Source organism: Bacillus infantis (genome assembly GCF_050107595.1).
Taxonomy (GTDB): Bacteria; Bacillota; Bacilli; order Bacillales; family Cytobacillaceae; genus Bacillus_AB; species Bacillus_AB infantis_C.
On sequence record NZ_JBNILH010000011.1, the window covers coordinates 27,496 to 50,184 of the forward strand.

Annotated in this window: 29 protein-coding genes; 13 read left to right on the forward strand and 16 right to left on the reverse strand. The window is 47.6% G+C overall.

What is annotated here, in order from left to right; translation table 11 throughout:
* Positions 1-510 precede the first annotated feature (510 nt).
* Entirely contained in the window at positions 511-708 is a 198-nt protein-coding gene (locus ACQCVH_RS20250) for a gamma-type small acid-soluble spore protein (RefSeq protein WP_009795202.1), read from the reverse strand.
* Positions 709-794: 86 nt separating this feature from the next.
* On the reverse strand, positions 795-1,544 hold the full coding sequence (gene fabL / locus ACQCVH_RS20255; protein ID WP_426837394.1) for an enoyl-[acyl-carrier-protein] reductase FabL: 750 nt from the start codon (positions 1,542-1,544) through the stop codon (positions 795-797).
* A 119-nt stretch (positions 1,545-1,663) separates the two neighbouring features.
* On the opposite strand from fabL, the gene ACQCVH_RS20260 reads away from it, so the two are divergent.
* Positions 1,664-1,888: a hypothetical protein gene (locus ACQCVH_RS20260; protein ID WP_426837395.1), complete on the forward strand. Its 225-nt coding sequence runs from the start codon at positions 1,664-1,666 to the stop codon at positions 1,886-1,888.
* Positions 1,889-2,199: 311 nt separating this feature from the next.
* Here ACQCVH_RS20260 and mutY read toward each other — a convergent pair whose 3' ends face one another.
* Positions 2,200-3,297 carry an A/G-specific adenine glycosylase gene (gene mutY / locus ACQCVH_RS20265; protein ID WP_426837396.1) on the reverse strand — a complete coding sequence of 366 codons (1,098 nt, stop codon included), beginning with the start codon at positions 3,295-3,297 and terminating at the stop codon, positions 2,200-2,202.
* A gap of 48 nt (positions 3,298-3,345) precedes the next feature.
* Positions 3,346-3,660 (reverse strand): hypothetical protein, encoded by a 315-nt coding sequence (locus tag ACQCVH_RS20270; RefSeq protein WP_426837397.1) that lies wholly within the window; start codon positions 3,658-3,660, stop codon positions 3,346-3,348.
* 118 nt (positions 3,661-3,778) lie between these two features.
* Between ACQCVH_RS20270 and ACQCVH_RS20275 the strand changes: the two genes are divergently transcribed.
* Complete coding sequence (locus ACQCVH_RS20275; RefSeq protein WP_426837398.1) at positions 3,779-4,759, forward strand: metal-dependent hydrolase; 981 nt, start codon at positions 3,779-3,781, stop codon at positions 4,757-4,759.
* A gap of 246 nt (positions 4,760-5,005) precedes the next feature.
* On the opposite strand, the gene ACQCVH_RS20280 is transcribed toward ACQCVH_RS20275, so the two are convergent.
* The gene (locus ACQCVH_RS20280; protein ID WP_224904426.1) at positions 5,006-5,281 is read right to left on the reverse strand and encodes a YfhJ family protein; all 276 of its coding nucleotides are present in this window, start codon (positions 5,279-5,281) and stop codon (positions 5,006-5,008) included.
* Between the two features lie 130 nt (positions 5,282-5,411).
* Here ACQCVH_RS20280 and ACQCVH_RS20285 point away from each other — a divergent pair, with 130 nt between their 5' ends.
* On the forward strand, positions 5,412-5,585 hold the full coding sequence (locus ACQCVH_RS20285) for a small, acid-soluble spore protein K (protein ID WP_224904428.1): 174 nt from the start codon (positions 5,412-5,414) through the stop codon (positions 5,583-5,585).
* A 22-nt stretch (positions 5,586-5,607) separates the two neighbouring features.
* Positions 5,608-5,766, forward strand: a complete 159-nt coding sequence (locus ACQCVH_RS20290) for a YpzG family protein (RefSeq protein ID WP_009795194.1) — start codon at positions 5,608-5,610, stop codon at positions 5,764-5,766.
* A 12-nt stretch (positions 5,767-5,778) separates the two neighbouring features.
* Here the strand turns inward: ACQCVH_RS20290 and ACQCVH_RS20295 are convergent, their stop codons facing one another.
* A complete protein-coding gene (locus tag ACQCVH_RS20295) occupies positions 5,779-6,123 on the reverse strand; it encodes a YfhH family protein (protein ID WP_426837399.1) in 345 nt (114 codons plus the stop codon).
* 118 nt (positions 6,124-6,241) lie between these two features.
* Here ACQCVH_RS20295 and ACQCVH_RS20300 point away from each other — a divergent pair, with 118 nt between their 5' ends.
* Positions 6,242-6,916: an SDR family NAD(P)-dependent oxidoreductase gene (locus ACQCVH_RS20300; protein WP_426837400.1), complete on the forward strand. Its 675-nt coding sequence runs from the start codon at positions 6,242-6,244 to the stop codon at positions 6,914-6,916.
* A gap of 80 nt (positions 6,917-6,996) precedes the next feature.
* Here ACQCVH_RS20300 and recX read toward each other — a convergent pair whose 3' ends face one another.
* Positions 6,997-7,809, reverse strand: coding sequence for a recombination regulator RecX (gene recX, locus ACQCVH_RS20305; protein ID WP_426837401.1), 813 nt, complete (start codon positions 7,807-7,809; stop codon positions 6,997-6,999).
* 119 nt (positions 7,810-7,928) lie between these two features.
* Between recX and ACQCVH_RS20310 the strand changes: the two genes are divergently transcribed.
* The 3 genes from ACQCVH_RS20310 (at position 7,929) to ACQCVH_RS20320 (ending at position 9,303) form a co-directional block, all read left to right on the forward strand.
* Positions 7,929-8,831, forward strand: a complete 903-nt coding sequence (locus tag ACQCVH_RS20310) for a TIGR01777 family oxidoreductase (RefSeq protein ID WP_426837402.1) — start codon at positions 7,929-7,931, stop codon at positions 8,829-8,831.
* Positions 8,832-8,905: 74 nt separating this feature from the next.
* Positions 8,906-9,031 carry a YfhE family protein gene (locus ACQCVH_RS20315; RefSeq protein WP_257989966.1) on the forward strand — a complete coding sequence of 42 codons (126 nt, stop codon included), beginning with the start codon at positions 8,906-8,908 and terminating at the stop codon, positions 9,029-9,031.
* An 89-nt stretch (positions 9,032-9,120) separates the two neighbouring features.
* Positions 9,121-9,303, forward strand: a complete 183-nt coding sequence (locus ACQCVH_RS20320) for a YfhD family protein (RefSeq protein ID WP_022543504.1) — start codon at positions 9,121-9,123, stop codon at positions 9,301-9,303.
* 76 nt (positions 9,304-9,379) lie between these two features.
* Here ACQCVH_RS20320 and ACQCVH_RS20325 read toward each other — a convergent pair whose 3' ends face one another.
* On the reverse strand, positions 9,380-9,889 hold the full coding sequence (locus ACQCVH_RS20325) for a DoxX family membrane protein (RefSeq protein WP_426837403.1): 510 nt from the start codon (positions 9,887-9,889) through the stop codon (positions 9,380-9,382).
* Between the two features lie 503 nt (positions 9,890-10,392).
* Here ACQCVH_RS20325 and ACQCVH_RS20330 point away from each other — a divergent pair.
* The 4 genes from ACQCVH_RS20330 (at position 10,393) to ACQCVH_RS20345 (ending at position 13,781) form a co-directional block, all read left to right on the forward strand.
* Positions 10,393-10,716: a PadR family transcriptional regulator gene (locus ACQCVH_RS20330; protein WP_426837538.1), complete on the forward strand. Its 324-nt coding sequence runs from the start codon at positions 10,393-10,395 to the stop codon at positions 10,714-10,716.
* Positions 10,713-11,582, forward strand: coding sequence for a permease prefix domain 1-containing protein (locus ACQCVH_RS20335; RefSeq protein ID WP_426837404.1), 870 nt, complete (start codon positions 10,713-10,715; stop codon positions 11,580-11,582). The genes ACQCVH_RS20330 and ACQCVH_RS20335 overlap by 4 nt, the downstream gene beginning before the upstream one ends.
* Before the next feature lie 13 nt (positions 11,583-11,595).
* Entirely contained in the window at positions 11,596-12,645 is a 1,050-nt protein-coding gene (locus tag ACQCVH_RS20340) for a TolB family protein (RefSeq protein ID WP_426837405.1), read from the forward strand.
* A gap of 80 nt (positions 12,646-12,725) precedes the next feature.
* The gene (locus ACQCVH_RS20345; RefSeq protein WP_426837406.1) at positions 12,726-13,781 is read left to right on the forward strand and encodes a M20 family metallopeptidase; all 1,056 of its coding nucleotides are present in this window, start codon (positions 12,726-12,728) and stop codon (positions 13,779-13,781) included.
* A 223-nt stretch (positions 13,782-14,004) separates the two neighbouring features.
* Here the strand turns inward: ACQCVH_RS20345 and ACQCVH_RS20350 are convergent, their stop codons facing one another.
* Positions 14,005-14,733 carry a DsbA family oxidoreductase gene (locus ACQCVH_RS20350; protein ID WP_426837539.1) on the reverse strand — a complete coding sequence of 243 codons (729 nt, stop codon included), beginning with the start codon at positions 14,731-14,733 and terminating at the stop codon, positions 14,005-14,007.
* Positions 14,734-14,905: 172 nt separating this feature from the next.
* Between ACQCVH_RS20350 and ACQCVH_RS20355 the strand changes: the two genes are divergently transcribed.
* The gene (locus ACQCVH_RS20355; RefSeq protein WP_009795181.1) at positions 14,906-15,097 is read left to right on the forward strand and encodes an alpha/beta-type small acid-soluble spore protein; all 192 of its coding nucleotides are present in this window, start codon (positions 14,906-14,908) and stop codon (positions 15,095-15,097) included.
* Positions 15,098-15,125: 28 nt separating this feature from the next.
* On the opposite strand, the gene ACQCVH_RS20360 is transcribed toward ACQCVH_RS20355, so the two are convergent.
* The 7 genes from ACQCVH_RS20360 to ACQCVH_RS20390 are packed head-to-tail and all read right to left on the reverse strand — an operon-like array spanning position 15,126 to position 22,684.
* A complete protein-coding gene (locus ACQCVH_RS20360) occupies positions 15,126-17,801 on the reverse strand; it encodes a YfhO family protein (protein WP_426837407.1) in 2,676 nt (891 codons plus the stop codon).
* Positions 17,765-18,175 carry a GtrA family protein gene (locus tag ACQCVH_RS20365; RefSeq protein ID WP_426837408.1) on the reverse strand — a complete coding sequence of 137 codons (411 nt, stop codon included), beginning with the start codon at positions 18,173-18,175 and terminating at the stop codon, positions 17,765-17,767. The genes ACQCVH_RS20360 and ACQCVH_RS20365 overlap by 37 nt, the downstream gene beginning before the upstream one ends.
* A complete protein-coding gene (locus tag ACQCVH_RS20370) occupies positions 18,156-19,127 on the reverse strand; it encodes a glycosyltransferase family 2 protein (protein ID WP_426837409.1) in 972 nt (323 codons plus the stop codon). Before ACQCVH_RS20370 ends, ACQCVH_RS20365 begins: the two co-directional genes overlap by 20 nt.
* The gene (locus ACQCVH_RS20375; protein ID WP_426837410.1) at positions 19,124-19,873 is read right to left on the reverse strand and encodes a glycerophosphodiester phosphodiesterase; all 750 of its coding nucleotides are present in this window, start codon (positions 19,871-19,873) and stop codon (positions 19,124-19,126) included. The genes ACQCVH_RS20370 and ACQCVH_RS20375 overlap by 4 nt, the downstream gene beginning before the upstream one ends.
* A gap of 20 nt (positions 19,874-19,893) precedes the next feature.
* Positions 19,894-20,718: a carbohydrate ABC transporter permease gene (locus tag ACQCVH_RS20380; protein ID WP_426837411.1), complete on the reverse strand. Its 825-nt coding sequence runs from the start codon at positions 20,716-20,718 to the stop codon at positions 19,894-19,896.
* Positions 20,719-20,733: 15 nt separating this feature from the next.
* A complete protein-coding gene (locus ACQCVH_RS20385) occupies positions 20,734-21,600 on the reverse strand; it encodes a carbohydrate ABC transporter permease (protein WP_426837412.1) in 867 nt (288 codons plus the stop codon).
* Positions 21,601-21,604: 4 nt separating this feature from the next.
* Positions 21,605-22,684 (reverse strand): ABC transporter ATP-binding protein, encoded by a 1,080-nt coding sequence (locus tag ACQCVH_RS20390; RefSeq protein WP_426837413.1) that lies wholly within the window; start codon positions 22,682-22,684, stop codon positions 21,605-21,607.
* Positions 22,685-22,689: the final 5 nt, after the last annotated feature.

The window sequence follows — 22,689 nt, forward strand, 5'->3', positions numbered from 1 at the left end:
CTACCTATGTATTTCGGCTTTGCCCGAATCATTCCTTTGACTAGTTCTGCTGATTGAAAGGAAGTTTTGTCGAATATAGAAAAGCGGAAGCGCTTTGCCCACCCCCGACAAGCAAACCTCGAGGGTGTAGGCGCTGGAGCTGGATAAATGTTCGAAGTCGGATTCTGCTTTCCAAACTTTTAATTTAAAATTAGCAAGCCTCAAAATAAGCGGAGATTCTCCGGTTAATCTGCTGAATGAATTTCCGGTTAAGCGGAGCGGAGTTGCCATATTACTGTTTTTTGAGTCGATAGACGGAATTTCTCCGTCTATTTGAGCTGCTTTTAGCAGTTTTTTGAAAATAAGGGACTTCCTACGCTTATTTTTCATCCTGCTTCTGATTCCCTCATTCAGGTCCGGGAAGGTTGTCTTTCTGGGCGGGGATTGCTCTTAGAAACGGCATTCCCCTGCTAAAAGAGCAAAATAAAAAGAAGGCACTCTTTGCGGATAAAAGAGTGCCTTCCCGAACAATTAGCGGCTTTGTCTGCCAGCGTTTTGACCTTTGCGGGCTTCAGCCTGCTGGTTTTGCTGACGTACTTCTTGAGCGTTTGTTTCGCTAGCGAACTCAGTGCCGAATTGACCTTGCTGGCCTTGAGAAGCTTGAGCGTTTTGCTGGCGCACTTCCTGGATGTTAGTGCCAGCTTGAGTTTGGTTTTGTCTGTTTGCCATTGTTAATCACCTCCACGACTATTAATTTAACCAGCCGCAGAGAAAATATCCTTTAATTTTCAGGAAAAAAATTCTAATTCACAATGTTAAACAAGCAGGGAGATCCCTCCGTCTACTATGATGGTCTGGCCCCTGATCATGCCTGATTTATCGGACAGCAGGAACATAACTGCGTTGACCATATCTTCAATCTCAACCATCCGCCCAGCCGGAGTCTTTTCCCTTGCCTCAGATAAAAGCTCTTCCCGGTTAGGAAAATGCTTTAATGCCTCTGTATCGACTGCTCCCCCGGAGACTGCGTTGACAGCGATATTCATCGGCGCGAGTTCAACAGCCAGGTAGCGGGTTAATGCTTCCAGTGCCGCCTTTGATACACCGACTGTTGTATAGTTTTCCAGATAGCGGATCGAGCCGAGCGAGCTGATGCTGACAATCTTGCCGCCCCCGCTCTCCTCCATCAGTTTGGCTGCTTCCTGTGCACAGAACAGCAGGGCCTTGCTGTTAATATTCATTGTCCAGTCCCAATGGCTTTCTTCAAGCTCCATGGCAGGGCGGAGGACACCGGATGCCGCATTATTGACAAAAACATCCAGGCGGCCGAATTCATTCCTGATTTCCTGGAAGAGAACCTTAATCTTCTCTACATCGCCGACATTTGCCCTGACGATCAGCGCTTTTCTGCCAAGCGCTTCAATTTGTTCTGCCGTTTCCTGTGCAGACTTTTTGCTCCTGGCATAATTGATGACAATATCATATCCTTCCTTGGCAAGGGAAATGGCAGTCGCCTTCCCGATGCCCCGGCTGCTTCCTGTTACAAGTGCTACTTTTTGTGTCATGAATCGTAATTCCTTTCCTGTTTCATTTGTTTTCATTTTATCTTTTCCATGTATATCTGGCAAACAGGATTATAACACTAATCTTAAACAACAGGGCTCAAAGAGAAAGGGAGGACATTATGTACGTTGGAAGGGATATGACTGAACTAACCATGGTGAAAAAGACGGAATGGACGAACAGCGAACTCGCCTTTTTCCATCATTCCATGCAGCAGGTAGTCCCCTACCTAAATGCAGAGGGACAAACCATCCACCGGGAGATCATAGAAGAAATCGAAAGCCGCGGCGGCCTTAAAAGGCAGGAAGCTGATTACACACATGGGACACGGGTCAGTTATGAATAGAAATGCGGAGGCGACTGTTCAGGTGCGACAAGCATAAGGAATTGAAGGTGTTCTTTGCCTTCGGTTCCAAAGTGACTTATGACTCGAGCACCTAGGAGCCTGAGCTGGACAAATAGAAATGCGGAAGCGGCTTGCCCAGAGCCGACAAGCATAAGACGCGGCAGAATAAAAGGCGTTCTTTGCCTTTAATTCTGGTGTGGCTTATGACTCGAGGCTCTAGCCGCTGGAGCTGGACAAATAGAAATGCGGAAGCGGCTTGCTCAGATTATTGAAAGCAGGCAAAAAACAGCAGGGCTAACCTCCTGCTGCTCCTATTTATGCTCCTGCACCTGCTTCAGCATTTTCTGATGGGAAACCGGGAAGGCATATGCCTTCAGCTCTTCTTCGGTCACAAGCTTCAGATCGCTTCGTTCTTCTTCCAGGGAAAGGACCGTCCCTTTATAAACATGGATATGCCAGGTGAGATGGGTAAACACATGATCAATCTGCCCTGTCATTTCAGCCGTTTTAATCACCGCGCCGTACTGCTCTTTGATCAGGTGTGCAAGCTGGTCTTTTTCATGTAAAAAAGCAAGATTGATTTCTGTATTAGGAAACTCCCATAGATTGGCCAGCAGGCCCTTTTCAGGCCTTTTTCTGATCAGGTATCTCCCCTCGCTGTCCCGCAGCACAACAGCTGCAATCTGGACGTCCTTCTGCTTTTTGTTCTTCGTCTTTATTGGCAGTTCACTCTGCTTGCCTTCATAAAAGGCATGGCAATGCTCCCGCACAGGGCACAGCAGGCAGGATGGCGACGTCGGGGTGCAGATCAGTGCACCTAGTTCCATGAGTGCCTGATTGAAGAATGATGGTTTTTCGTGTGAAATGAGCTCCCGCACCGCCTCTTCAAAAATTTTGCGGGTTGCAGGCTTTGCAATATCCTCCCAGATGGAGAGGATCCTTGACAGCACCCTCATCACATTGCCGTCGACGGCCGGCTCCGGAATTCCGTAGGCAATGCTCAAAATTGCCCCTGCTGTATAAGGGCCGACCCCTTTTAATGAGGAAATCTCCTTCAGATTATCAGGGACCCTGCCTTCGTACTGCTCATGAACCTCCCTCACAGCTGACTGAAGGTTCCGGGCTCTGGAATAATAGCCAAGCCCCTCCCATGCCTTCAGCACCTTGTCTTCATCAGCCTCTGCAAGCGCCTCTATTGTCGGAAATTGTTCAATGAACCGGTTGAAATATGGAATGACTGTGTCGACCCTTGTCTGCTGGAGCATGATTTCCGATACCCATACCTTATAGGGATCCTGGTCCTGCCGCCATGGCAGTGTCCGCTGTTCCTGTTCAAACCAGCCGATCAGGTCCTGGCGGAAGGTTTCTTTATCAAATGCATCTAAATTGGCTAATGCTGTTTTTTTCAATTTTGATCCTCCGGATGTTAAACTTCCATGAAATATGGGAATATAATATTAAAGTTTCTTTTTCAAAGCCCAGAATCGGATTTCTTCGAGACCGCCGGGTATGAAGCTGTCCAGGCAGCCGAATGCAGAGTGCCCGCTTGTGCTTCTCAGCTTTTTCAGCGCGAAGTAATGGGCTTCTGTCGGCAGTGAGCAGGTTTCCGTAACGAACGAAGGCTCATGGTCAGCCCCAGAGTAGACGAACGAAATATCAGCTGCTTCATACACAGGGAGAAGCGCTGCGATTTTTTCGATTGAGCTTTTAAAAAGAGTCCAATCTGCTGGATGTACTTGATACTGCAAAAACATTTGGATTTCATGCTTCATATTATTTTGGCAGCTCCTTTAACGTAAACCATGAATGGCTTTGATGACAAGCTTTTTACTGATAAAATACAGAAACAGCGCAACTTAAGATTATTCCATGGAAGGAGGTTCTTTCCTCTTGGATACAGGCACACATGTTGTCATGGGCTTTGCACTCGGCGGGCTTGCCACTCTGGACCCCGTCGTAGCAGATAGTACAGCAACAGCGACGAGCGTCATGATCGGGGCGCTCATCGGCTCTCAAGCCCCGGACATTGATACAGTATTAAAGCTTAGAAACAATGCAGTCTATATACGGAATCACAGGGGAATCACGCACAGCATCCCGGCTGTCATCCTGTGGCCGCTTGCAATCCTTGCGGTCATTTATCCATTCTTTCCTGAAGCAAACCTGCTTCACCTATGGATTTGGACATTTGGGGCCGTATTCCTTCATGTTTTTGTCGACATATTTAATTCTTATGGGACACAGGCTTTAAGGCCATTTTCCTCAAAATGGGTCGCGTTGGGAATTATCAATACATTTGATCCCTTTATATTCGCGATTCATGTTGCCGGATTATTCTTCTGGATAATGGGTGCGCACCCCGGCTATACATTCCTCGCGATATATGCCGTACTGGTCGCATACTATATCACCCGCTTCCTTGCCCAGCGGGCCGTCCTGAAGGCAGTAAAAATCATCATTCCTGATGCTGTGGATATCATCACCGCCCCTACGATGAAATTCCATCAATGGCGGCTGGCCATCATGACTAAACATCAATTCTTTGTCGGCCGGGCCAATAATGGGCATATCGATATCCTGGATCAGTTTAACAGGGTGCCGGTGCCGCAGACGCCAGTGCTGGAAGCTGCCAAAAAGGATAAAAATTTGTCGGCATTTCTTTCCTTCTCCCCTGTATACAGGTGGGAGGTAGAAGATCTCGAGGAATCATTCGAAGTCCGCTTCATTGATCTCAGATACCGCAGCAACGGACATTATCCATTCGTTGCCGTCGTTCAGCTCGACAAAGACCTGAATATCATTTCTTCTTATACAGGATGGATTTTCAGTGAGGAAAAGCTGCGGAAGAAGCTGGATATCATACCAAATTAAGAAAAGCGCAAGCGCCTTGCTCACCCCAAAGGATCGCAGACTAAGAACGCCACGTCCTGTGGCAACGTCTGCATGACCCCCATCCTGGGGGCCTCAAGACAATCTTCCCGGAAAGGCGTTCTTTGCCTTCTTGGGAGAATCGCCTTGTGACCTCGAGGGGGTAGGCGCAGCTGCTAGACAGTAATCAAATTCGAAAAAGTTATATACTTTCTTATTCTAAAAAAAGATGGCATTTTGCCATCTTTTTTAATGCAGATTTTTATCATCCTGCTCCTGGTCAAGCAGATCTTTATATTTAGGATTGCTCGCGACGAAGTCATGAAGCCTGCTGCCGTAGTTTTCAATCCACTGCCTGACAATCCTGTCTGTCATCTGGCTTCCTTTATACTCATAGCCCGCCTTCGCACGGGTCGTCTCGAAATCATCCCATAAAAGCTCTACCCACGTACGCGCCTGGCTGTAAGTGAGATTGCCGTTTTTCTCCATAAGAAGCTCAACCAGTCTTTCTTGTGTTTCAAACATAGACAGCACCTCTTTGCCAAATATTATTGTTATTGCAGTTCGTTCATAAGCCTGCTTTTTTAAACACATACTATTCTTGCGTGGCTAACCAGGGCAGCACGCGCAAGCATACCACGAGGAGGGGAAACGAATGCGGAACAAAGCAAAGAATTTCCCAAATCAGAGCCATAACAAGTTTGAAGGCGAACCGCGGGCGAAAGCAGAATATGCTTCTAAACGTGCTGACGGGTCAATCAATACCCATCCGCAGGAACGCATGCGGGCGTCATCAAACCGTACAGATGATACACCTGAATTGTTTTAAACAATAATGAGGAGGTTTGATTATGGGAAACTCTAAAAAGTTTTTTGATAACAATCCTTATTCCAGTCCGTTTACTGGTCCCTTTTACCGGCCAAAGCATGCACATGCCCAGGTAAATGGGCAGACCCAGCAATCACAGGACCTCATTATTCTGAAAAGACAAACAAGGAAACAGGCCTAGCCTGCAGGAAAATCAGAGCTCCCCGCTCTGGTTTTCCTTTAATTCCTTCAGCATGGAAATCGGAAGCGCCTCTTCCTCTTTTCCGCCATGCAGCCTGAAGCCCCAGGCGAACACGCCATTCAAATAGTCTATTTTAAAATATGAGCCGGGATCTCCATCCACTTCATAAATCTCCCCTGCATTAAAGTCCTTCGGATCAAGCAGATATGCCTTGGCCATGATTGCCTTTCTCTCGAGGACAGCAAATTCACTGAGCATACCCATTTGTTCAGCCTTTCTCGCCTGCTCATGCAAGCTGGCAATTTCCTGCTGCAGTTCGTATTCGGAAAGCTGACTGTATCGTTTATCCTGCGCCATTTTAATCCATCCTTTTTATTCCTGTGTCCGGCCTGCCGGGAGGAAAACTTCATCTTTTTTTAGTATAGTGAAAAAGGCTGTATAAATAAAGGACTTTACCCTTGAAGGAGGACTCAACATGCAATCAGTTATCATCACCGGGGCGGGCACCGGCCTTGGAAGGGAGCTGGCCCTCAAATACGCTGGCCTGGGTTTCCATATCCTACTATCCGGGAGGCGTGAAGCGGCTCTACAGGAAGCGAGAGAAGCAATCTCCAGCCAGGGAGGAAAAGCGGATGTCCTGACTCTTGATATCAGCAAGCCGGCTGAAGTAAAGGAGAAAGCAGCGGGACTGGCAGAGCAATTCGATTTATACGGAGTGATCAACAATGCCGGCGTCGGGCATTTCGGTCCGTTTGAAGACCTGAAGGACGAAGACCTCCATGATATGCTTTCCGTCAACCTGTTGGGCACCATCTATATGGCACAGGCACTCCTCCCGGCTATCAAGCAAAAGAAGGGCAGCTTCCTTATGAATATCATTTCAACCGCCGGCCTGCGCGGCAAAGCAAATGAAGCTGCGTACTGTGCCAGCAAATTTGCGGCCCGCGGCTTCACAGAAAGTCTGCAGAAAGAATACGAAAACGATCCAGTCCTCATACAGGCAGTTTATATGGGCGGCATGGACACCCCATTCTGGGATCATAATAACTATATTTCAGACCGCTCACGCCTCCGCTCCCCTGCTGAGGTAGCCGGAATTATCATTGAAAACCGGCTGGAGGAGAAGATTGTCATTGAGTCGGGAAAATGATTGGACAGGTCCGGGCCTTACTTGAATTGCGAGATAAACCGAAACAAAAAAACAGGCAGCGATAATTCCGCTGCCTGTTTCTATTCTTCCTCTTCCTTTTCCTCAAGGAACCGGTCAATCAATTCAATCGGAAAACCTTTTCTGAAGAGGGCCTGCTTCATTTTTTGTTTATATTCATAGCCCTGCAGCTTTTCATATTTCCGATGCGCTTTTTCTCCCTGATATCGGATGGCGTCCATCTCGCCGCTGTCTTCTTCCTCGAGCTCCGCTTCTTCGATGGCAATATTAATGACTGAGAAAGGATAGCCTTTCCTGACAAGCATCTGCTCAAGCTTTTGCTTCAGGAGCCTCCGCGATTCACGGCTGTATTTTTTAGCATACTTCTGGCAAAGCTTCACTGCTGCTTCGACTTGAGCTTCTTCCGGGAACTCCTGTATGGCTTCCTCAATATTCGGCTGTGATATCCCCTTTTCCTTCAGCTCCCGTTTAATCACGTCAGGGCCTTTATCAGAAGTATTGGCCTGTGTCCTCACATATGCGACGGCAAATTCATTGTCATTTAAAAATTTATATTCGTACAGCTTCATGATGACTTCATTGACGATGCTTTCATCTGTTTCTTTTTCGGCAAGATGCTTCCTTACCTCTGTTTCCGATCTCATTCTTCTGGATAAATAATGAATAGCCTGATTATAGGCTTTTCTGATTTCATCCTGAAATTCTATTTGGGTCAGGGAGAGCGCGTCAAGCTCCATCCCTTTTTTCAGGCCGAACTTGATAATTACGTCTTCATCGGCACTGAAGGCATACTGTTCACCCTTGCCATAATCCATAAAAATGTTATAGCGGTCCTTTCTTTTTTGCTGGACTGATATTTTTGTGATTATCGGCATCCTCTTCACCTCTCCCTCCACTTTATCACAATGTGCTGCATCACTTGCAAACTGCAGCCTGGAAAAGGAGTTTACACAGGAAAAAGCGTATAAATAGTATAGGAAAAGGAGGTCCACCAATGAGAATAGCTATTACAGGCGGGACCGGCTTTGTCGGGCATGCCCTTGTGAAAATGCTGGCAGAATCGGGCCATACCGTCTACATTTTAACGAGAAGCACGGAAGGAAAAAAGAACGGGAATAATATCCACTATATCCAGTGGCTGAATGAAGGCGACACACCGGCTGCCCAGCTGAAAGAATTAGATTATATCGTCAATCTCGCAGGCGAATCAATCAACAGCGGCCGATGGACAGAAGAAAGGAAAAGGCGGATCATCAGCAGCAGGCTGGAAGCCACCGAGGCTGTCCTGAAAATAATCGCTGAGCTTAAGACCAAGCCCGAGGCCCTGATTAATGCCAGTGCAGTCGGCTATTATGGCACTTCGGAAACAGAGACATTTACAGAAAGCGATACAGAACCGGCCGGAGATTTTTTGGCACAGACGGTAAAACAGTGGGAAGAAAAGGCGGCAGAGGCAGGCAGATGGAACGTCCGCACCGCATTCTGCCGATTCGGGATCATTCTTGAAAAGAATGACGGGGCGCTCCCCCGGATGGCTCTCCCCTACAAACTTTTTGCAGGAGGCAATGTCGGCAGCGGCAGTCAGTGGGTTTCATGGATTCATCTTGAAGACGTGGCAAGGGGCATTATGTTTGCTATGGAAAATAAAGATCTAAGCGGCCCGGTTAATTTTACGAGCCCCCATCCTGTCCAAATGAAGGATTTTGGCAGGACCTTGGGAAACGCCCTCCACCGGCCCCACTGGATTCCTGCTCCGGCCTTTGCGCTTAAGCTCGCGCTTGGGGAAATGAGCAAGCTGGTTCTGGAAGGACAGCGCGTTCTTCCCGCCAAGCTGGAGGCAGCCGGATTTCGCTTCCGCTATCCTGGGCTCCAGGAAGCATTGAAAGATATCTATTGAGAGGGTATGTTTACTTCCTTTTTAGGAAAAATTAAGAAAAGGAGTTCATTTTTTTCGGAAAGGGATGTTGCCTGATGGATAAAAAAGCCAAAGATAAGTCGAAGAGTACATTGTCAAGCATGCAGGAGGTTGTTTACTCACGGGAGTTCAAGCTGGCAGACCAGGCCGGCGGCTTTACGAAGAAAAAATCCAAGCATTGATGCAAAAAACTCATAATTGCTTTGATAGGGTGCAAGCTAAGAGTACGGAAGCCAATTCCGTACTTTTATTGTTGAAAGGGGTTTTTCGAATGGGCCGTGCACATGGACATAAAACTCGGGATAAAAACAAAGCATCACTTCCACAAGTTCCGAAGAACATGAAATCAGATGGACTGGATGTCGAATTTGACCGTGACCTCGCAGACCATGATGATTTAGAAGCTATGGCACGTTCAAAAGCTGCCGATCAGCGCGCCAAAAACAGCCGCTGACCGGTTGAGGGCATTTGCCCCCACTCTCTCAGCATTAGAAAAGCAGCAGGTCCTGTACCTGCTGCTTTTCGCTTTCCTAGTGCCCGTGGGCATGCCTTTTCGTAAAACCATCCGCTTTATTCTTCTTTGCCATGTTCTTAAAGTATGGAATCAGGATACGGTCAGCGCCCCAGTAATAAGCTGCCCCTCCGGCAAATAAAAGTAGGATCGCTGCTGTGTACAAAATCGGATTCGTGCTAACTGTACCGGCCAGAAGGAAGTTAAGATTCATGAATGCACCCGCAATCAGTGCAGGAATGGTTGCTGCCCCAAGTATAAGCCCGGCTCCAACCAGAAGTTCTCCCCAAGGTATCAGAACATTGAACAATTCTACATTCGGAAGCGCAAAATTCTCAAGGAATCCGGCATACCAGCCCTGAACAGCCGGATGTTCCCCTCCTGCCTGAGCGATTGCCCCCTGCAGGAATCCTCCTGCATCAAAGCCATCCGCGAGCTTATGCCATCCCGCTTCTATCCATTGGATACCCAGCCATACCCTTAATACAGTCCATACTGCCGCTGCCTGTGGAGTTTTCAGCACTTTCATGATCATCGTCTCCCGCTTCATTATTTTGTGAAGTTTTTCACAACACTTAGCAAAAAAATAAGTTAAGCCGGCCAGCTTTCGCTAGAAAGTTTGTGAATGTTTTCACTTACCTTCTACACTTTTAATATACTCTATGCCCCTCTTTTCTGCAACGCACTTCACAATATGTTCATAATCTTTTTTCTCTGTGAATAAACAATATCCACAACCCTGTGAATTTTGTGGATAATTTGAATAATCTCATATTTATCAACGCTTTAATTAGTTAACATAATAATGAGTAAAACTTCTGATAATTCTGTGGATAATGTGGATATGTCTGTGGAATACTTTTCTATTCAAGTTTCTCCTGTTAATAAGTCTCTGGATAACATGCTATAAGACCTATACACCTGAGTCTTTAAACCCACGAGAAGCATCAGATAAAGAGCATAAGATTAACCCTTGCAATACGAGGTACATCGTAATACACTGGTAGTAGCATAAGGAAAAAGGTGATGGAATTGGATAAGGAAATGATGAAAGGGAGTACAGATCTTCTGCTCTTGTCGCTCATTGCCCAAAAGGATTTATATGGCTATGAGATCACAAAAATCCTTAAGGATTTCTCCGGTGAAGCTTATGTGATGGGTGAAGGCACTCTCTACCCAGCCCTCAAGCGCCTGGAGAAAAAGAAGTTTGCAGAGTCGTACTGGAGTGAAACGGCAGCAGGCAGAAGGAAATATTACCGTATCACAGAGGACGGCCTGCAGGAACTGGAAAAGAAGCGAAAGGACTGGAGCCTGATTGAAAGCATGATCCGCAAAAGCTCGGGGGGATTAACGTGAAATCAGAACTTGAACGTTTCGCCATGAAAATTGTTCAGCACACCGAATGCTCCAAAGAAGAAAAAGAAGATCTATTTGAGGAGCTTATGGTACATCTGCAGCTTTCTAAAGAGCACTTCCAGGAGCAGGGCTTCAGTGAAGGCGAAGCCGGGCAGAAAGCGATGGAGCAGTTTGGCGAGGAAGGGGAAATCGGAAGCCAGATCCAGCAGTCCCTCTTTCCATACCGAAAAGAAATGATGCTGACGCTTGCCATCTCTTCCATCCTCTTTACAATCGGCGCTTATCTGGGGCAGCTTTTGATCCACGGAGATGCCCATATCGGCTGGCTGCTGCTTTCCATGGGCGCGAGTTCGATGATCCTTTTCCTGGCCGTGAACCAGGTCTTCCACCTGAACCGGAGGCGCTGGATGAACTCCCTGCTGATTCTGCATATCCTTGTTTATGCGGCCGGCTATCTCCTGGCAAGCAATCTTGATCATAACATTTCACTCGGCCTTTCGATCTGGGACTGGCTCAATATCCTTCTTGCCATTGTCCTTGTCTATCGGACGACCTTGTATGATTTCAGCGCTTCTGGCGGCAAGATGGATAAAACTTTGAAAAAACTTCATGCCATCAATATTACCGCCGGTGTCCTGATCACAGCTGCCTGCCTCTTTTTTGCCTGGGGAGGGCTGATCATGATCGGCCTGCATCCAGTAATACTGATTTCTTTAAGCCCGATACTCTTCTGGATCATACTCTATACTATCCAGATCAAGGTTGCAGGAAAAAATAAGAAACTGGCATACGGACTCTCGGCGATTCCCTTCATCGCCATCCTGGCAGGCCTGGCACTTATCTACGCGCCTGCCCTGTTTTACTAGAAAGGAGCTTTTCATGAAAAAGAAAAGTATCATCCTGCTGTTTTCACTTATAGGAGGCATCACGCTCCTGCTTATCCTCCTCGGGCTTAATCTGGATAAATCCGAAAATGAAAAGCAGAATGGGATTACCAATCAATATGATATATCTTCACAAAATACGATTGCTTATGTAAATTACAAAGATGGCAAACCAAGTCTTATGCTGTACAACAAGGAAAAAGATATCAATGCTGAGGCATTTTCCCTGGACAGTTCAAGAATGATCCTGGATCCGGGCTTTTCCTATGATGGATCACAGCTAAGCTTTATTTCTACCAATAAACAGAAGGACGAAGATTCAGAGCTGGAAAGCACCATCCATATCCTTGATTTAAAAACAAAAAAGGTGACTGACATATTTACTGAGAATGCCCTTGTCACAGAAATTGAATATTCGCCTGTTGACGATACCCTCTATTATTTGCGGGCGGGCACCTTTCAGAATTATTCCCCTATTGCCAGCAAACGGCCGCATGATCTTGATGTCTGGTCATTTGATCCGGCTGGAGGCGGGCATAAGCAAATAACTGATCTGAAGAGCTATTCCATGCACAGCCTCCAGGTCAGTGCGGGAGAAGACAGTGTTTTTATCCAGATGGATGATGACCAGGGTGCTGATACACCTGAAGAAACCTTTGAGGTAAAGCAGCGCATATTTGAAATTCCCATAGATAACCCTGATAGCATGAAGGTCACAGGAGATCCGGACAGAAAAATCGATATGTTTGATTTCACCTTTTCTCCTGACGGAAACACGATGATTTTTCAATCCATCAGCAATCCTGATGAAGGAGGCACCTATGAATATGAGCTGTATACAATGGATGTGGATTCCGGCAAGGAAGCCCGGCTCACCCATTTAGGGGAGTATACAGACAGGCCGGTATTCAGTGCAGATGGTGACCGGGTATACTTTATGGTCGATAAGCGCTTTGCCAAAGGGTCCCCGGAATATCATCTGTATAGCGTGAAACTGAATGGCAAAGACATAAAAGAAGTTGAACTGCCTCTTTCCGAAGACTAGAAAGAGGCTTTTTCCCTTTTAAACTCCAAAATACAGGGTATATATCCTATAACCCATAGACAGAGGAGGTAGGGATTAGCATGCTGGAAAACCTGCTGAAAGAGCTGATCAGCATAGACAGCTCTGACAAAGATGGCGCCAATGAAGCGGTTGCCTATTGCGGGCACTGGCTGGAGGGCCATGGGCTCCCTGTACATATCATTGAAAATAACGGCTACAAAATGCTCGTTTCGGAAATAGGGAGCGGCAATGAAACCATCGTCTGGAACGGCCATGTGGATGTCGTTTCAGGCAAAGAGGATCAATTCATCCCCGTAGAGGTGAAAGACAAGATTTATGGCAGAGGCGCAGCCGATATGAAAGCTGGTGTGGCAGCCATGATGTGCGCCTTCAAAGAGCTTAAGCGTGCGCCGCTTGGGGTTAAGCTTCAGCTTCAGATCGTTTCTGATGAGGAAATCGGCGGGTTCAACTGCTCCGGCTACCTTGCCGAGCACGGATACCGCGGTGATTTTGTCATCTGCTCTGAGCCGACCCAGCTTGGAATCGCCCTCCAGGCAAAGGGCGTCATGCGCCTCGTAATTGCCATTGATGGAGATCCGGCCCACGGAAGCCGGCCATGGGAAGGCATCAATGCAATTGAAAGGGCGTATGAGGTCCACGGAAAGCTGAAGGAACTCCCTTTTGCCAAAGAAAGCTCTGAATTCTATCCTTCTCCTTCTATCAACCTGGCCAAAATCCGCGGCGGTGATGTGTACAATAAAGTCCCGGAAAAATGCGAGCTTTTTTATGATATCCGCTATCTGCCAGGCCAGGATAAGGATGAGATCATTAAACAGATCGAATCGATCACAGACGGCGAAGTGCTTGTGAGCATGTTCAGCAAACCGCTGGAAACGGCAAGGGACAACCCATTCATTTTAAAGCTGAAGCCGGTCGTTGATCGGCATATTGAAGATGAAGCAGTTTTTTTCGGGCAGCATGGCTCGGCCGATACAGTCTTCTTTGCCAACTATGGCATACCTGCCATCGAATTCGGACCAAGCGGACTCCATTGGCATGGCGACAAAGAATATGTACTCCCGGAATCTGTCCATGTGTATAAAGAAATGCTGGTTGATTTTGCTAAAAGTTTTTAAATTAGAAAAACGTAAGCGCTGCTCAGCCTTAAGGAACGCAGACTAAGAACGCCACATCCTGTGGCAACATCTGCATGACTCCCATCCTGGGAGGCTTGGCTTGTGATCTCGAGGGGGTAGGCGCAGATGCTAGACAGTAATCGAAGTGGAAAAATATATACATTATCTAATTAAAAAGGGGTTCGAAATATCTCCATTTCGAACCCCTTCAGTCTGTTTCAATTTATTCTTTTTCCGGAACGATGCAGCTTCCATCCGTACAGCTGGCATCAGCCGCACCTTCCGAGGATAATTCCTGCAATTTTACGACAGGATTTTCTTCTTCCCATACCTTCTGGAGAGCACTGGCAAAGGTTTCCGCAGGCTGGGCGCCGGAGATGGCATATTTCTGGTTGATGACAAAATAAGGGACTCCGGTAATGCCATATTGCTGGGCAATCCTTTCATCGATCCTTACATCATTGGCATAGGCCGTCTCATCCTGAAGAACGCCGAGCGCCTCTTCCCTGTCCAATCCGGCAGATGCAGCAAGATCGGCGAGCACCTGTTGATCGCCTATGTTTTTTGATTCTTTGAAATAGGCGTTAAGAAGCTTTTCCGTAAGATCAGCTTCCCTGCCCTTTGTTTTCGCGAATTTAGCCAATCTGTGGGCGTCAAAGGTATTGCCCGGCTTCATTTCGTCAAAGTTGAAGGTCAGGCCGACGCTGGCTGCCTGCTGCCCCACTCCCACATTGGCCTGCTTCGCCTGCTCGATGCTCATGCCGTATTTTTCAGCAAGTGCCTCATGAATGCTTTTCCCAGAGTAAGGAGCAGCATTTGGATCAAGCTCAAAGCTCTTGAACTCAACCTCAACCTGGTCACGATAAGGGAAATCCATTAAAGCCCCTTCCAGGCGGCGTTTTCCTATATAACAAAACGGACAGACAAAATCCGACCATACTTCTATTTTCATCATAGACACCTCATTTCTTAACTATCCCCATACTAGCACATCTTATGCAAAAACCCTCAGGCGAATGCTCAGGCTTGCCTTTCCCAGATTGTCTGCATCAGCCGGCTGGCATCCGGTTAAGTTAAAAAAGAACAATATCCATTGTTCAATCCTTCGTCGGGAGTGATGGATCATGGCAAGAAACAAACTGTTGGTTCCTGGTTCAGCTAATGTACTTGATCAGATGAAGCAAGAAATAGCCAATGAGTTTGGAGTTGAGCTTGGTGCTGAAACGACCGCGCGGGCAAACGGCTCTGTCGGAGGCGAGATGACAAAGCGCCTTGTCGCCCTCGGAGAGCAGCAGCTCCAGAACAGGCAGCAATAGCGGGCCGTTTGGGAGCGGGAGGCCCTTGTTAACGGGGGTCTCCTTTTTCTATAGTATCCGGCTGGCGTGCGGACACGCGCCTTAAATTTTTAATGAAGGCGGCAAAACAAATGCTGATTGCTGCAAAAGAGAGTGCAAGCAGCTGAAAGAAATACGGCGGATAATAGACCAGCTCGATCATGTTCTGCCCTTCCTGCAGCCGGAATCCTGTAAATGCATAATTGGCCTTCAGCAGCTCTTCTTCCTTTCCATTGATTTTTAAGCCCCAGCCTTTTTCATAAGGCAGCGGAATGACTGCATATTCCCCATCCCCTTGTTTTTGCAGCTCGAATGACAGCCGGTTTCCTGACCATTCTACCTCCGGCGTGAGATGGCGGCTTTCTTCTTCTTTTGCATTTTCCAGTACCTCGAAGGTTTCTTCATAAAGCTTAAAGTCCTTCAAATGATATTCTCCCTTTGGCATTCTAAAGGAAATCCGGTCCGCTGCCTTGACCCTGATGATCAGGTCATCCACACCCGTCCGGTAAATAGATCCTTCTTCTTTCCTGATTGTCTGAAACTCATTAACCTCAAGGATAAATTCTTCCTTGTTGTTGATGCCATCAATATTGAAGCCAACCAAATAGTCTTTTGCAGAAGGGTTTCTTTCACTGATCAATAGGTCGATGCCGCCTTCCTCACCGCTGACCTTGAGTTTTCCGCGCGAATACTCAGCGTTTACAGGCTTGATCTCCGCCTGCGAAATGAGATTTCTGCTGTCCGGTGTGGGGGCATTTGCTTCTCCCTCTTCAAGAACGATTCCCTTCAGCATCGCCTGTTCCTTTGCCGCAGGAGAACTTCCTTTCAAATCTTTTTCAAGATATACGCTGTCAGCTGTCCGTACAAAAGGCAGGAGATATTCATTTTCATAGGCTGCATAGCCGCCGGCGGAGGCTATTCTCTTAAAGCCGTAGGGAATGGAGGCATCTCCCTTCTCAGCAATATAATATTTTCCCATAAGGATGCTGTACAAGTTGGCCCGGTCCCCAAGGGAAGCATAGCGGCTGACGCTCTCCCGCCCCATATCGATTTCAAGGTCCCTGAGATAAAACCATAGAAGCTCTTTATTAAGAATGCTGGAATAGACGCTCATTCCTCTGAAATTCTGGACAATCGGGGTATTATTCCTTAAAGGAATCATCCAGTCGATCCTTGCCAAAGGATCATCGTTGCCCTCCTGGACCAGCCGGATAAGCTCCTGCTGATCTGCACCGTTATATTCACGGCTGTTCATGAAATCCTTTGATACACGGTATTCCGTCCCCGTCACGGTCAAACGCTCTTCCTGATAAAAATTCGGGATCAGCACACTTGTCAGGATGACAGCCGCCGAAAGCAGCACTGCGGCTTTTTTTCTGAAAAAAGCTGCCCCCAGAAGGAAAACAGCAGCGGAAATGAAGGCTGCAGCCAACATATAAGTATCCTGCCATCTTTCAAATTCCAGCTTAGGGTCAAAATGATAGAACATTATGTAAAATAAAGCCGTCCCGGCAGCTGCTGCTGCACGTACAGAGACCCTGATTCTGCCGGCAAGGGGAAGTGCAGCCCCTGCCGCCCCGCCTGCCGCAAGAGACAGCATATATTCCCAGCGGTACTGGGGAGCAGAAAAACCATTAAATAAGCTGCCAATAAACGGACTGAAATGCAGGATGGACAGAACTATCGTCATTACAGCAAAAAATCTAAAATGCGTGTTCCTGTATAAAGGCTTTGCCAGCAGGCAGATGAGAACAAATGCCGGCAGATAGACAATTCTTCCGTTCAGCAGCAGATTGTCAATAAACTCAAAAGCCGGGATATGGTCCTCGTATGCCGGCCGGTAATTATTCAAATAGCCATAAACGGCAGGAAAAAACGAAAAGCCGCTGATGGAGAATCCTGCTGCCAGCCCGATGATATACTGCTTCAGCTGGATCGCCTTGGACCGCTCGTTTCCATCAAACGGGAAAATCCAGCGAAACAGGACATACACGCCGGACAGAAGGAAATTAACATAGGCAAAATAAAAATTGTCAAATAAGCTGATGGATACAGCTATTATGAATAAACCGGGACCCTTCCCCCGCATGATCCTTTCAATCCCGATCAAAAGCAATAGAAGCCAGAGCATGCTGTCGGCAAAAAATTCCCAGTAGGTAACATGCCTGAAATAAATGATGCTTGTGCCATAAATGACAGACCCGGTAAAAGCGGGCAGTGCTTTCATTCCCAGCATCCTGAAGTAATAGGAGGCCAGAAGCAGGATGCCGGTCAGCCTGATGATGCTTACAATAAGGATGATGTCAGCCCAGTAAAAAATATCCGGTGTCCCGATCAGGCCGAGGCTCTCAAGGATAAAAGTAACCGCGGCAGTAATAAGAAAGACGATAGACGTAGCAAAATAATAGCCAAGCTGAGTATAGGTCCCCCCGCCGAACCCGAAGTCAGGCGAATAAAAGAACTCCCCGCTGGTGTACAGCTCATACAAGAGCTGCTTGAACGGCTGCATTTGCGACAATCCATCGTTCATCCCTGTCATATAGCGGCCCTCGAACCATTCTGAAATAAAAAACGCATGGCTCAGCACAGCTGCCAGCAGACAGAAGAAAAATAAATTCAGCTGCGGCCATCTGTCTGCCTGAAGAAAGTTTAATAGGTTTGGTAAGTAGCTTCGGGCTTTTTGCATGATGTTTTCAGGACTCTCCCCGTTAAAATGAATGTAGCTGGCAAAGAAAAGAAGACTGCAATGACCGGTGCAAGGCTGCTGCTCACCTTCAGTCCCTCGACAAGCATAAACAAAATGACTGCTGTCATGCTCGTGTTGAACAGCTGTGTCAGCGGAAAGCGGATGAACGCCCTCCATGTCGGCTTCACTTTATATGTAAACAAAGTGTTCAGGAAAAAAGAACCGGTCAGGCTGCTCGCGAAACCTATACTATGCGCCAGGAAATAATGGAATCCCGCAAAATGGAGAAGGGCAAGATAGATTGAGTAGTAATGCAGGGTATTCACCGCACCAGTCACGAGAAAGCGGAAAAATTCACTGCGTATGAACCGCATGCTTTTCCCCTCTTTCGCTTGGTTGCTGTATATTAGTCTGCTGGATCAGGTAATGCGGCCTTTTCTTTGTCTCATAATAGATGCGGCCGATATATTCTCCTACGATCCCCATGCAGACAAGCTGGATGCCGCCCAGGAACAGGACCGCCGATATGGTCGTGAAATAGCCGGGAACCGAAATGCCATGCTGCATGATCTGGACAAAGGTAACTCCAATATATCCGAGCGACAGCAGCAGGACAAAGGCGCCCAGATAAAAGCATGCCCTGAGCGGCTTATGGTTAAAAGAAACAATCCCATCAATGCCGTAGTTCAGCAATTTAGGGAAGGACCATTTTGTCTCCCCCGCTTCCCTTTGGACATTCTCGTATTCTATTACTTTCTGCTCGAATCCGATCCATGAATAAAGACCCTTGGAGAAGCGGTTCCCTTCACTAAGCAGGACGAGCGCCTTTGCTGCTTCTTTGCTCAGCAGCCGGTAATCCCCCTCACCGTCTGACAGCTGGACATCCACCGCCCGGTTCACAAAACGGTAGAAGCAGGAAGAAACGAATGAACGCACCGGAGAATCTCCCGTACGGTTCCTTTTGGCAATCACCTGCCCATAGCCTTCTTCATAGCCCCTCACCAGCTGGCAGATCAGGGAAGGCGGATGCTGAAGGTCTGCATCCATCATGATGACCGCATCACCGTCTGCATGCCGGAGCCCGGCAAGCATGGCCGCCTCCTTCCCGAAATTCCTGGAGAACGATATATATTTTACTTCCTCATAATGAAAAGCCAGCCGATGGATGGTTTCCATCGTGCGGTCTGAGCTCCCGTCATCAATAAACAGGATTTCATATTGATAAAAGAGGCTTTCCATTTCCGTCCGGATTGCCTCCAGTACTCTGGGGATATTTTCGGCTTCATTATAGGAAGGGATGATAAATGAAATTTTTGCCTGGTTCATTCTGCTGCCTCCATTTGCATTTCCGGCTGGCCGACCATGATTTCCGGATGATTGGTTGTGATCTGGATGCTTCCGCCCATTGCCTGCACCTTTTTCAAAGCGTCTTTGCCGTTCACTGTCCATGTGCCGATTTCAATGCCGGCATTCAGCAGAGAGTCAACCAGCTCCCGGGTAAGAAAGCCATAGTGCAGAGATACATGGCTTGCGCCTGTATAAGCTGCCTGCTCTGCCAGGAGAGTCGCATGCCCCAAGTAAATCAGGCCCGTGCGGATCCTGGGATCCAACTCTTTCAGCTTTAGAAGTGAATGGTGATCAAAAGAAATGACCAGGGCCTCTTTATACAGCGAATATTTCCGGATCAATCCTGCTACTTTTTCTTCAAGCCCCTCATACATCCCGCCCATCTGCTTCAGCTCAATGAAAAGCTTCTTTTTTCCTTTGGCCATTTGAATGATTTCCTCCAGCGAGGATATCGTTTCGCCGGAATACTCAGGGCTGAACCATGAGCCTGCATCCAGGAGTGCCAGTTCGACGGCAGTATGGTCCTTCACATATCCGCTCCCGTTTGTTGTCCGTTCCAACGTGTGATCATGAATGACAACAGGGACCCCATCCCTTGATAAATGGACGTCCAGCTCTATGGCAGAAATCATAGGGTGCTCAAGGGCGAGCCGGAAAGCGGCCGCCGTATTCTCAGGGGCTTTCCCGCTCCAGCCGCGGTGTGCAACACAGGCATTCTTCAGCATCAATCATCATCCTTTCCTGTCTATTTGACTCCTGTATAAACAAAAGCACGGATAATCTGTCTTTGAGCAAAGAAAAAGGCAATAAGGATCGGCACAACAAGGATCATATTTCCTGCCATCAGAACATTCCAGGCAGCTCCGCCCTCCACTTCCCGGAGCTTGGAGATCCCGAGCGGAAGGGTGCGCGCCACATCGCTTGTCGTCATAACAAGCGGCCAGAAATAATCATTCCAGTGCGTGATGAAGCTGAATAATCCAAATGTGATAAGAACAGGCTTTGCCATCGGAACCATGATGCGGAACATGATTTTCCATTCAGATGCTTCATCAAGCCTCGCAGCTTCCAGCAGTTCCTCAGGGACCTGCATGAACGACTGCCTGAGCATGAAAATCCCAAAAGCACTTGAGGCAAACGGCAGGATCAGCGCCCAGAGGGAATCAAGCAGCCCCCAGGAGCTCATCTGCAGATAGACCGGCAAAAAGATAAGCTGAGAGGGAATCATCAGTGTAATCATGGTCACAGCAAAGAAAAACCTGCTTCCCCTGAAACGGTACCGGGCAAAAGCATAGGCTGCCGGTATAATCGTCAGAAACTGCAATATCAGGATTCCCGCTGAAACCATCAGGCTGTTCAGGAAATAGCGGAAAAACGGCCCGGAGTTCCATGCCTTGGAGAAGTTTTCCCATTTGAACTCCTCCGGCAGCCATTTCGGCGGAAATGTCATTGTTTCACCAAGCGTTTTAAAAGAAGTGGAAATCATCCAGACAAACGGAAGTGCAAAAACAGCAACAACCAGTAAGAGTGCGGCCAAATTGAAAAGCCTTCCTGCAGCTTTAAGCTTCATATATAATCCTCCACATCATCGGTAATGGACTCTCCGGGAAAGCAGCCTGAAGTATACTACGGTCAAAAGGCTTACCAGAATCAGCAGCAGAACACCCGCGGCCGATGCATAGCCTATTTTGAAGAACCGGAAACCATACTCATAAATATAGAAAACAAAAGTATTCGTCGAATTGATCGGCCCGCCCTGGGTCATGATTGCAATCGTTTCAAACACCTGGAAGGAAGCAATCAGGGAAATGATCGTCAGGAAAAAGAGCGTCGGCGACAGCATCGGGAGCGTCAGCTTAAAAAAGACCCTCGCCTTGTTTGCCTCATCCAGCTCTGCCGCTTCATAAATATCCTTCGGGATGCTCTGCAGCCCGGCAATGAAAATGAGCGTATTGAAGCCGATCCCTTTCCAGACCGCCACAATGACGAGAGAAAACAGCGAGGTTCCCGGATCGGTCAGCCATGGGACATTTGCAATGCCGAACAGATTAAGAAACCAGTTCAGCAATCCATAGTCCGTATCCATGAGCCACATCCAGAGCATTGACACTGAGACAAGCGAGATAATATGCGGGCTGAAGATCGCCCCCTGCACAAATCCGTAGAGAGCTCCCTGCCTGTTCAGCCACAGGGCAAGCAGGAGAGAAACCGCTACTGTCAGTGATACTGTCAAGGCTGTGTATGTGAAGGTATTCCGCATCACTTCGATGAACTCGCGCTCAGCAAAAAGCGCCCTGAAATTGCCGATTCCTACGAAATCCTTTACAGGACTGACAAAGTTCCAATCATGAAAGCTCAAGTAAATCATGTATAAAATAGGATAAATGAAAAATAATCCGAAGATGGCAATCGATGGTGCAATCATGCCATACGGCCGCAGCTTATTCATCATGATGTCAGCGGCCCCCTTTTACCAGTACAGGCTCCTGAATGCTCATGCTTGCTGACCTGTTCCTTGTTCCGTCTTTCGTGAAAAAGTAAAGCTTTTCATATGGAAGCCTTACATGCACATCCTGCAGTTGGGGCATCGGATCGAGAAAGCTCTTCACGTGCATGACGCCAGCCGTATTTTGAACGGTATAAATGGTCTCAGAGCCGAGTGTTTCCATCGCCGCCACCCTGGAAGGGAGGATGATGCTGTGTGCATCAAAGGTATCCGCCGGAACGATTTCCATATGCTCAGGCCTGCATCCGATATAGGCTGCGTCACCGTCTGCAGCCGGCATATAATCAGCAAGCAGGGCTTTTTCCACGATGTTCATGGGAGGCGTTCCAATAAAGCTCGCGGCAAACATATTCGCGGGATCATGATAGATGGCCATCGGGCTGTCAGCCTGCTTGATTTTGCCTTTATCCAAAATGACGATTTCATCTCCCATCGACATGGCCTCCACCTGATCATGCGTCACATATATAAAGGTGGTGCCGAGCTGCTTGTGAAGCTGGATCAGCTCTGTCCTCATCTGGACCCTCAGCTTCGCATCCAGGTTGGAGAGGGGCTCATCCAGAATGAATACCTTCGGCTTCTTTACCATGGCCCTGGCGAGCGCCACCCTCTGCCTTTGGCCGCCTGAAAGGTTCTGCGGCTTTTTATCAAGATATTCCTCCAGGCCGACAATCCTTGATATTTCAGAAATAAGCTGTTCCCGTTCCTGCTTAGGAACCTTTTTATTCACAAGCCCGAATTCAATATTTCCCCTGACCGTCATGGTCGGATACAGGGCATAGTTCTGGAATACCATGGCAATACCGCGCTTTCCGGGGGCAAGATCATTCACTTTCTGGTCGTCGATCCAGATCTCTCCTCCTGATTCCTTTTCCAGCCCTGCAATCATCCGCAATGTCGTTGATTTGCCGCAGCCGGATGGGCCAACCAGGACTGTGAAGGATCCATCACGGATGGTCAGATTCAAATCATTGATGATTTCTTCATCTTTATAGGTTTTTGATATATTCACCAATCTGATTTCAGCCATGCCTT

Bases quoted from the DNA above. Each gene is read 5' to 3' on its own strand.
- ACQCVH_RS20295 (WP_426837399.1), bottom strand. From the start codon at position 6,123: ATGGCGCAGGATAAACGATACAGTCAGCTTTCCGAATACGAACTGCAG.
- ACQCVH_RS20390 (WP_426837413.1), bottom strand. From the start codon at position 22,684: ATGGCTGAAATCAGATTGGTGAATATATCAAAAACCTATAAAGATGAA.
- ACQCVH_RS20300 (WP_426837400.1), top strand. From the start codon at position 6,242: ATGCAATCAGTTATCATCACCGGGGCGGGCACCGGCCTTGGAAGGGAG.
- ACQCVH_RS20365 (WP_426837408.1), bottom strand. From the start codon at position 18,175: ATGCGGTTCATACGCAGTGAATTTTTCCGCTTTCTCGTGACTGGTGCG.
- ACQCVH_RS20375 (WP_426837410.1), bottom strand. From the start codon at position 19,873: ATGCTGAAGAATGCCTGTGTTGCACACCGCGGCTGGAGCGGGAAAGCC.
- ACQCVH_RS20250 (WP_009795202.1), bottom strand. From the start codon at position 708: ATGGCAAACAGACAAAACCAAACTCAAGCTGGCACTAACATCCAGGAA.
- ACQCVH_RS20285 (WP_224904428.1), top strand. From the start codon at position 5,412: ATGCGGAACAAAGCAAAGAATTTCCCAAATCAGAGCCATAACAAGTTT.
- ACQCVH_RS20360 (WP_426837407.1), bottom strand. From the start codon at position 17,801: ATGCAAAAAGCCCGAAGCTACTTACCAAACCTATTAAACTTTCTTCAG.
- fabL (WP_426837394.1), bottom strand. From the start codon at position 1,544: ATGACACAAAAAGTAGCACTTGTAACAGGAAGCAGCCGGGGCATCGGG.
- ACQCVH_RS20345 (WP_426837406.1), top strand. From the start codon at position 12,726: ATGCTGGAAAACCTGCTGAAAGAGCTGATCAGCATAGACAGCTCTGAC.
- ACQCVH_RS20290 (WP_009795194.1), top strand. From the start codon at position 5,608: ATGGGAAACTCTAAAAAGTTTTTTGATAACAATCCTTATTCCAGTCCG.
- ACQCVH_RS20310 (WP_426837402.1), top strand. From the start codon at position 7,929: ATGAGAATAGCTATTACAGGCGGGACCGGCTTTGTCGGGCATGCCCTT.
- ACQCVH_RS20380 (WP_426837411.1), bottom strand. From the start codon at position 20,718: ATGAAGCTTAAAGCTGCAGGAAGGCTTTTCAATTTGGCCGCACTCTTA.
- ACQCVH_RS20270 (WP_426837397.1), bottom strand. From the start codon at position 3,660: ATGAAGCATGAAATCCAAATGTTTTTGCAGTATCAAGTACATCCAGCA.
- ACQCVH_RS20315 (WP_257989966.1), top strand. From the start codon at position 8,906: ATGGATAAAAAAGCCAAAGATAAGTCGAAGAGTACATTGTCAAGCATG.
- ACQCVH_RS20280 (WP_224904426.1), bottom strand. From the start codon at position 5,281: ATGTTTGAAACACAAGAAAGACTGGTTGAGCTTCTTATGGAGAAAAAC.
- ACQCVH_RS20355 (WP_009795181.1), top strand. From the start codon at position 14,906: ATGGCAAGAAACAAACTGTTGGTTCCTGGTTCAGCTAATGTACTTGAT.
- ACQCVH_RS20325 (WP_426837403.1), bottom strand. From the start codon at position 9,889: ATGAAAGTGCTGAAAACTCCACAGGCAGCGGCAGTATGGACTGTATTA.
- ACQCVH_RS20370 (WP_426837409.1), bottom strand. From the start codon at position 19,127: ATGAACCAGGCAAAAATTTCATTTATCATCCCTTCCTATAATGAAGCC.
- ACQCVH_RS20350 (WP_426837539.1), bottom strand. From the start codon at position 14,733: ATGAAAATAGAAGTATGGTCGGATTTTGTCTGTCCGTTTTGTTATATA.
- ACQCVH_RS20320 (WP_022543504.1), top strand. From the start codon at position 9,121: ATGGGCCGTGCACATGGACATAAAACTCGGGATAAAAACAAAGCATCA.
- ACQCVH_RS20260 (WP_426837395.1), top strand. From the start codon at position 1,664: ATGTACGTTGGAAGGGATATGACTGAACTAACCATGGTGAAAAAGACG.
- ACQCVH_RS20340 (WP_426837405.1), top strand. From the start codon at position 11,596: ATGAAAAAGAAAAGTATCATCCTGCTGTTTTCACTTATAGGAGGCATC.
- ACQCVH_RS20385 (WP_426837412.1), bottom strand. From the start codon at position 21,600: ATGATGAATAAGCTGCGGCCGTATGGCATGATTGCACCATCGATTGCC.
- recX (WP_426837401.1), bottom strand. From the start codon at position 7,809: ATGCCGATAATCACAAAAATATCAGTCCAGCAAAAAAGAAAGGACCGC.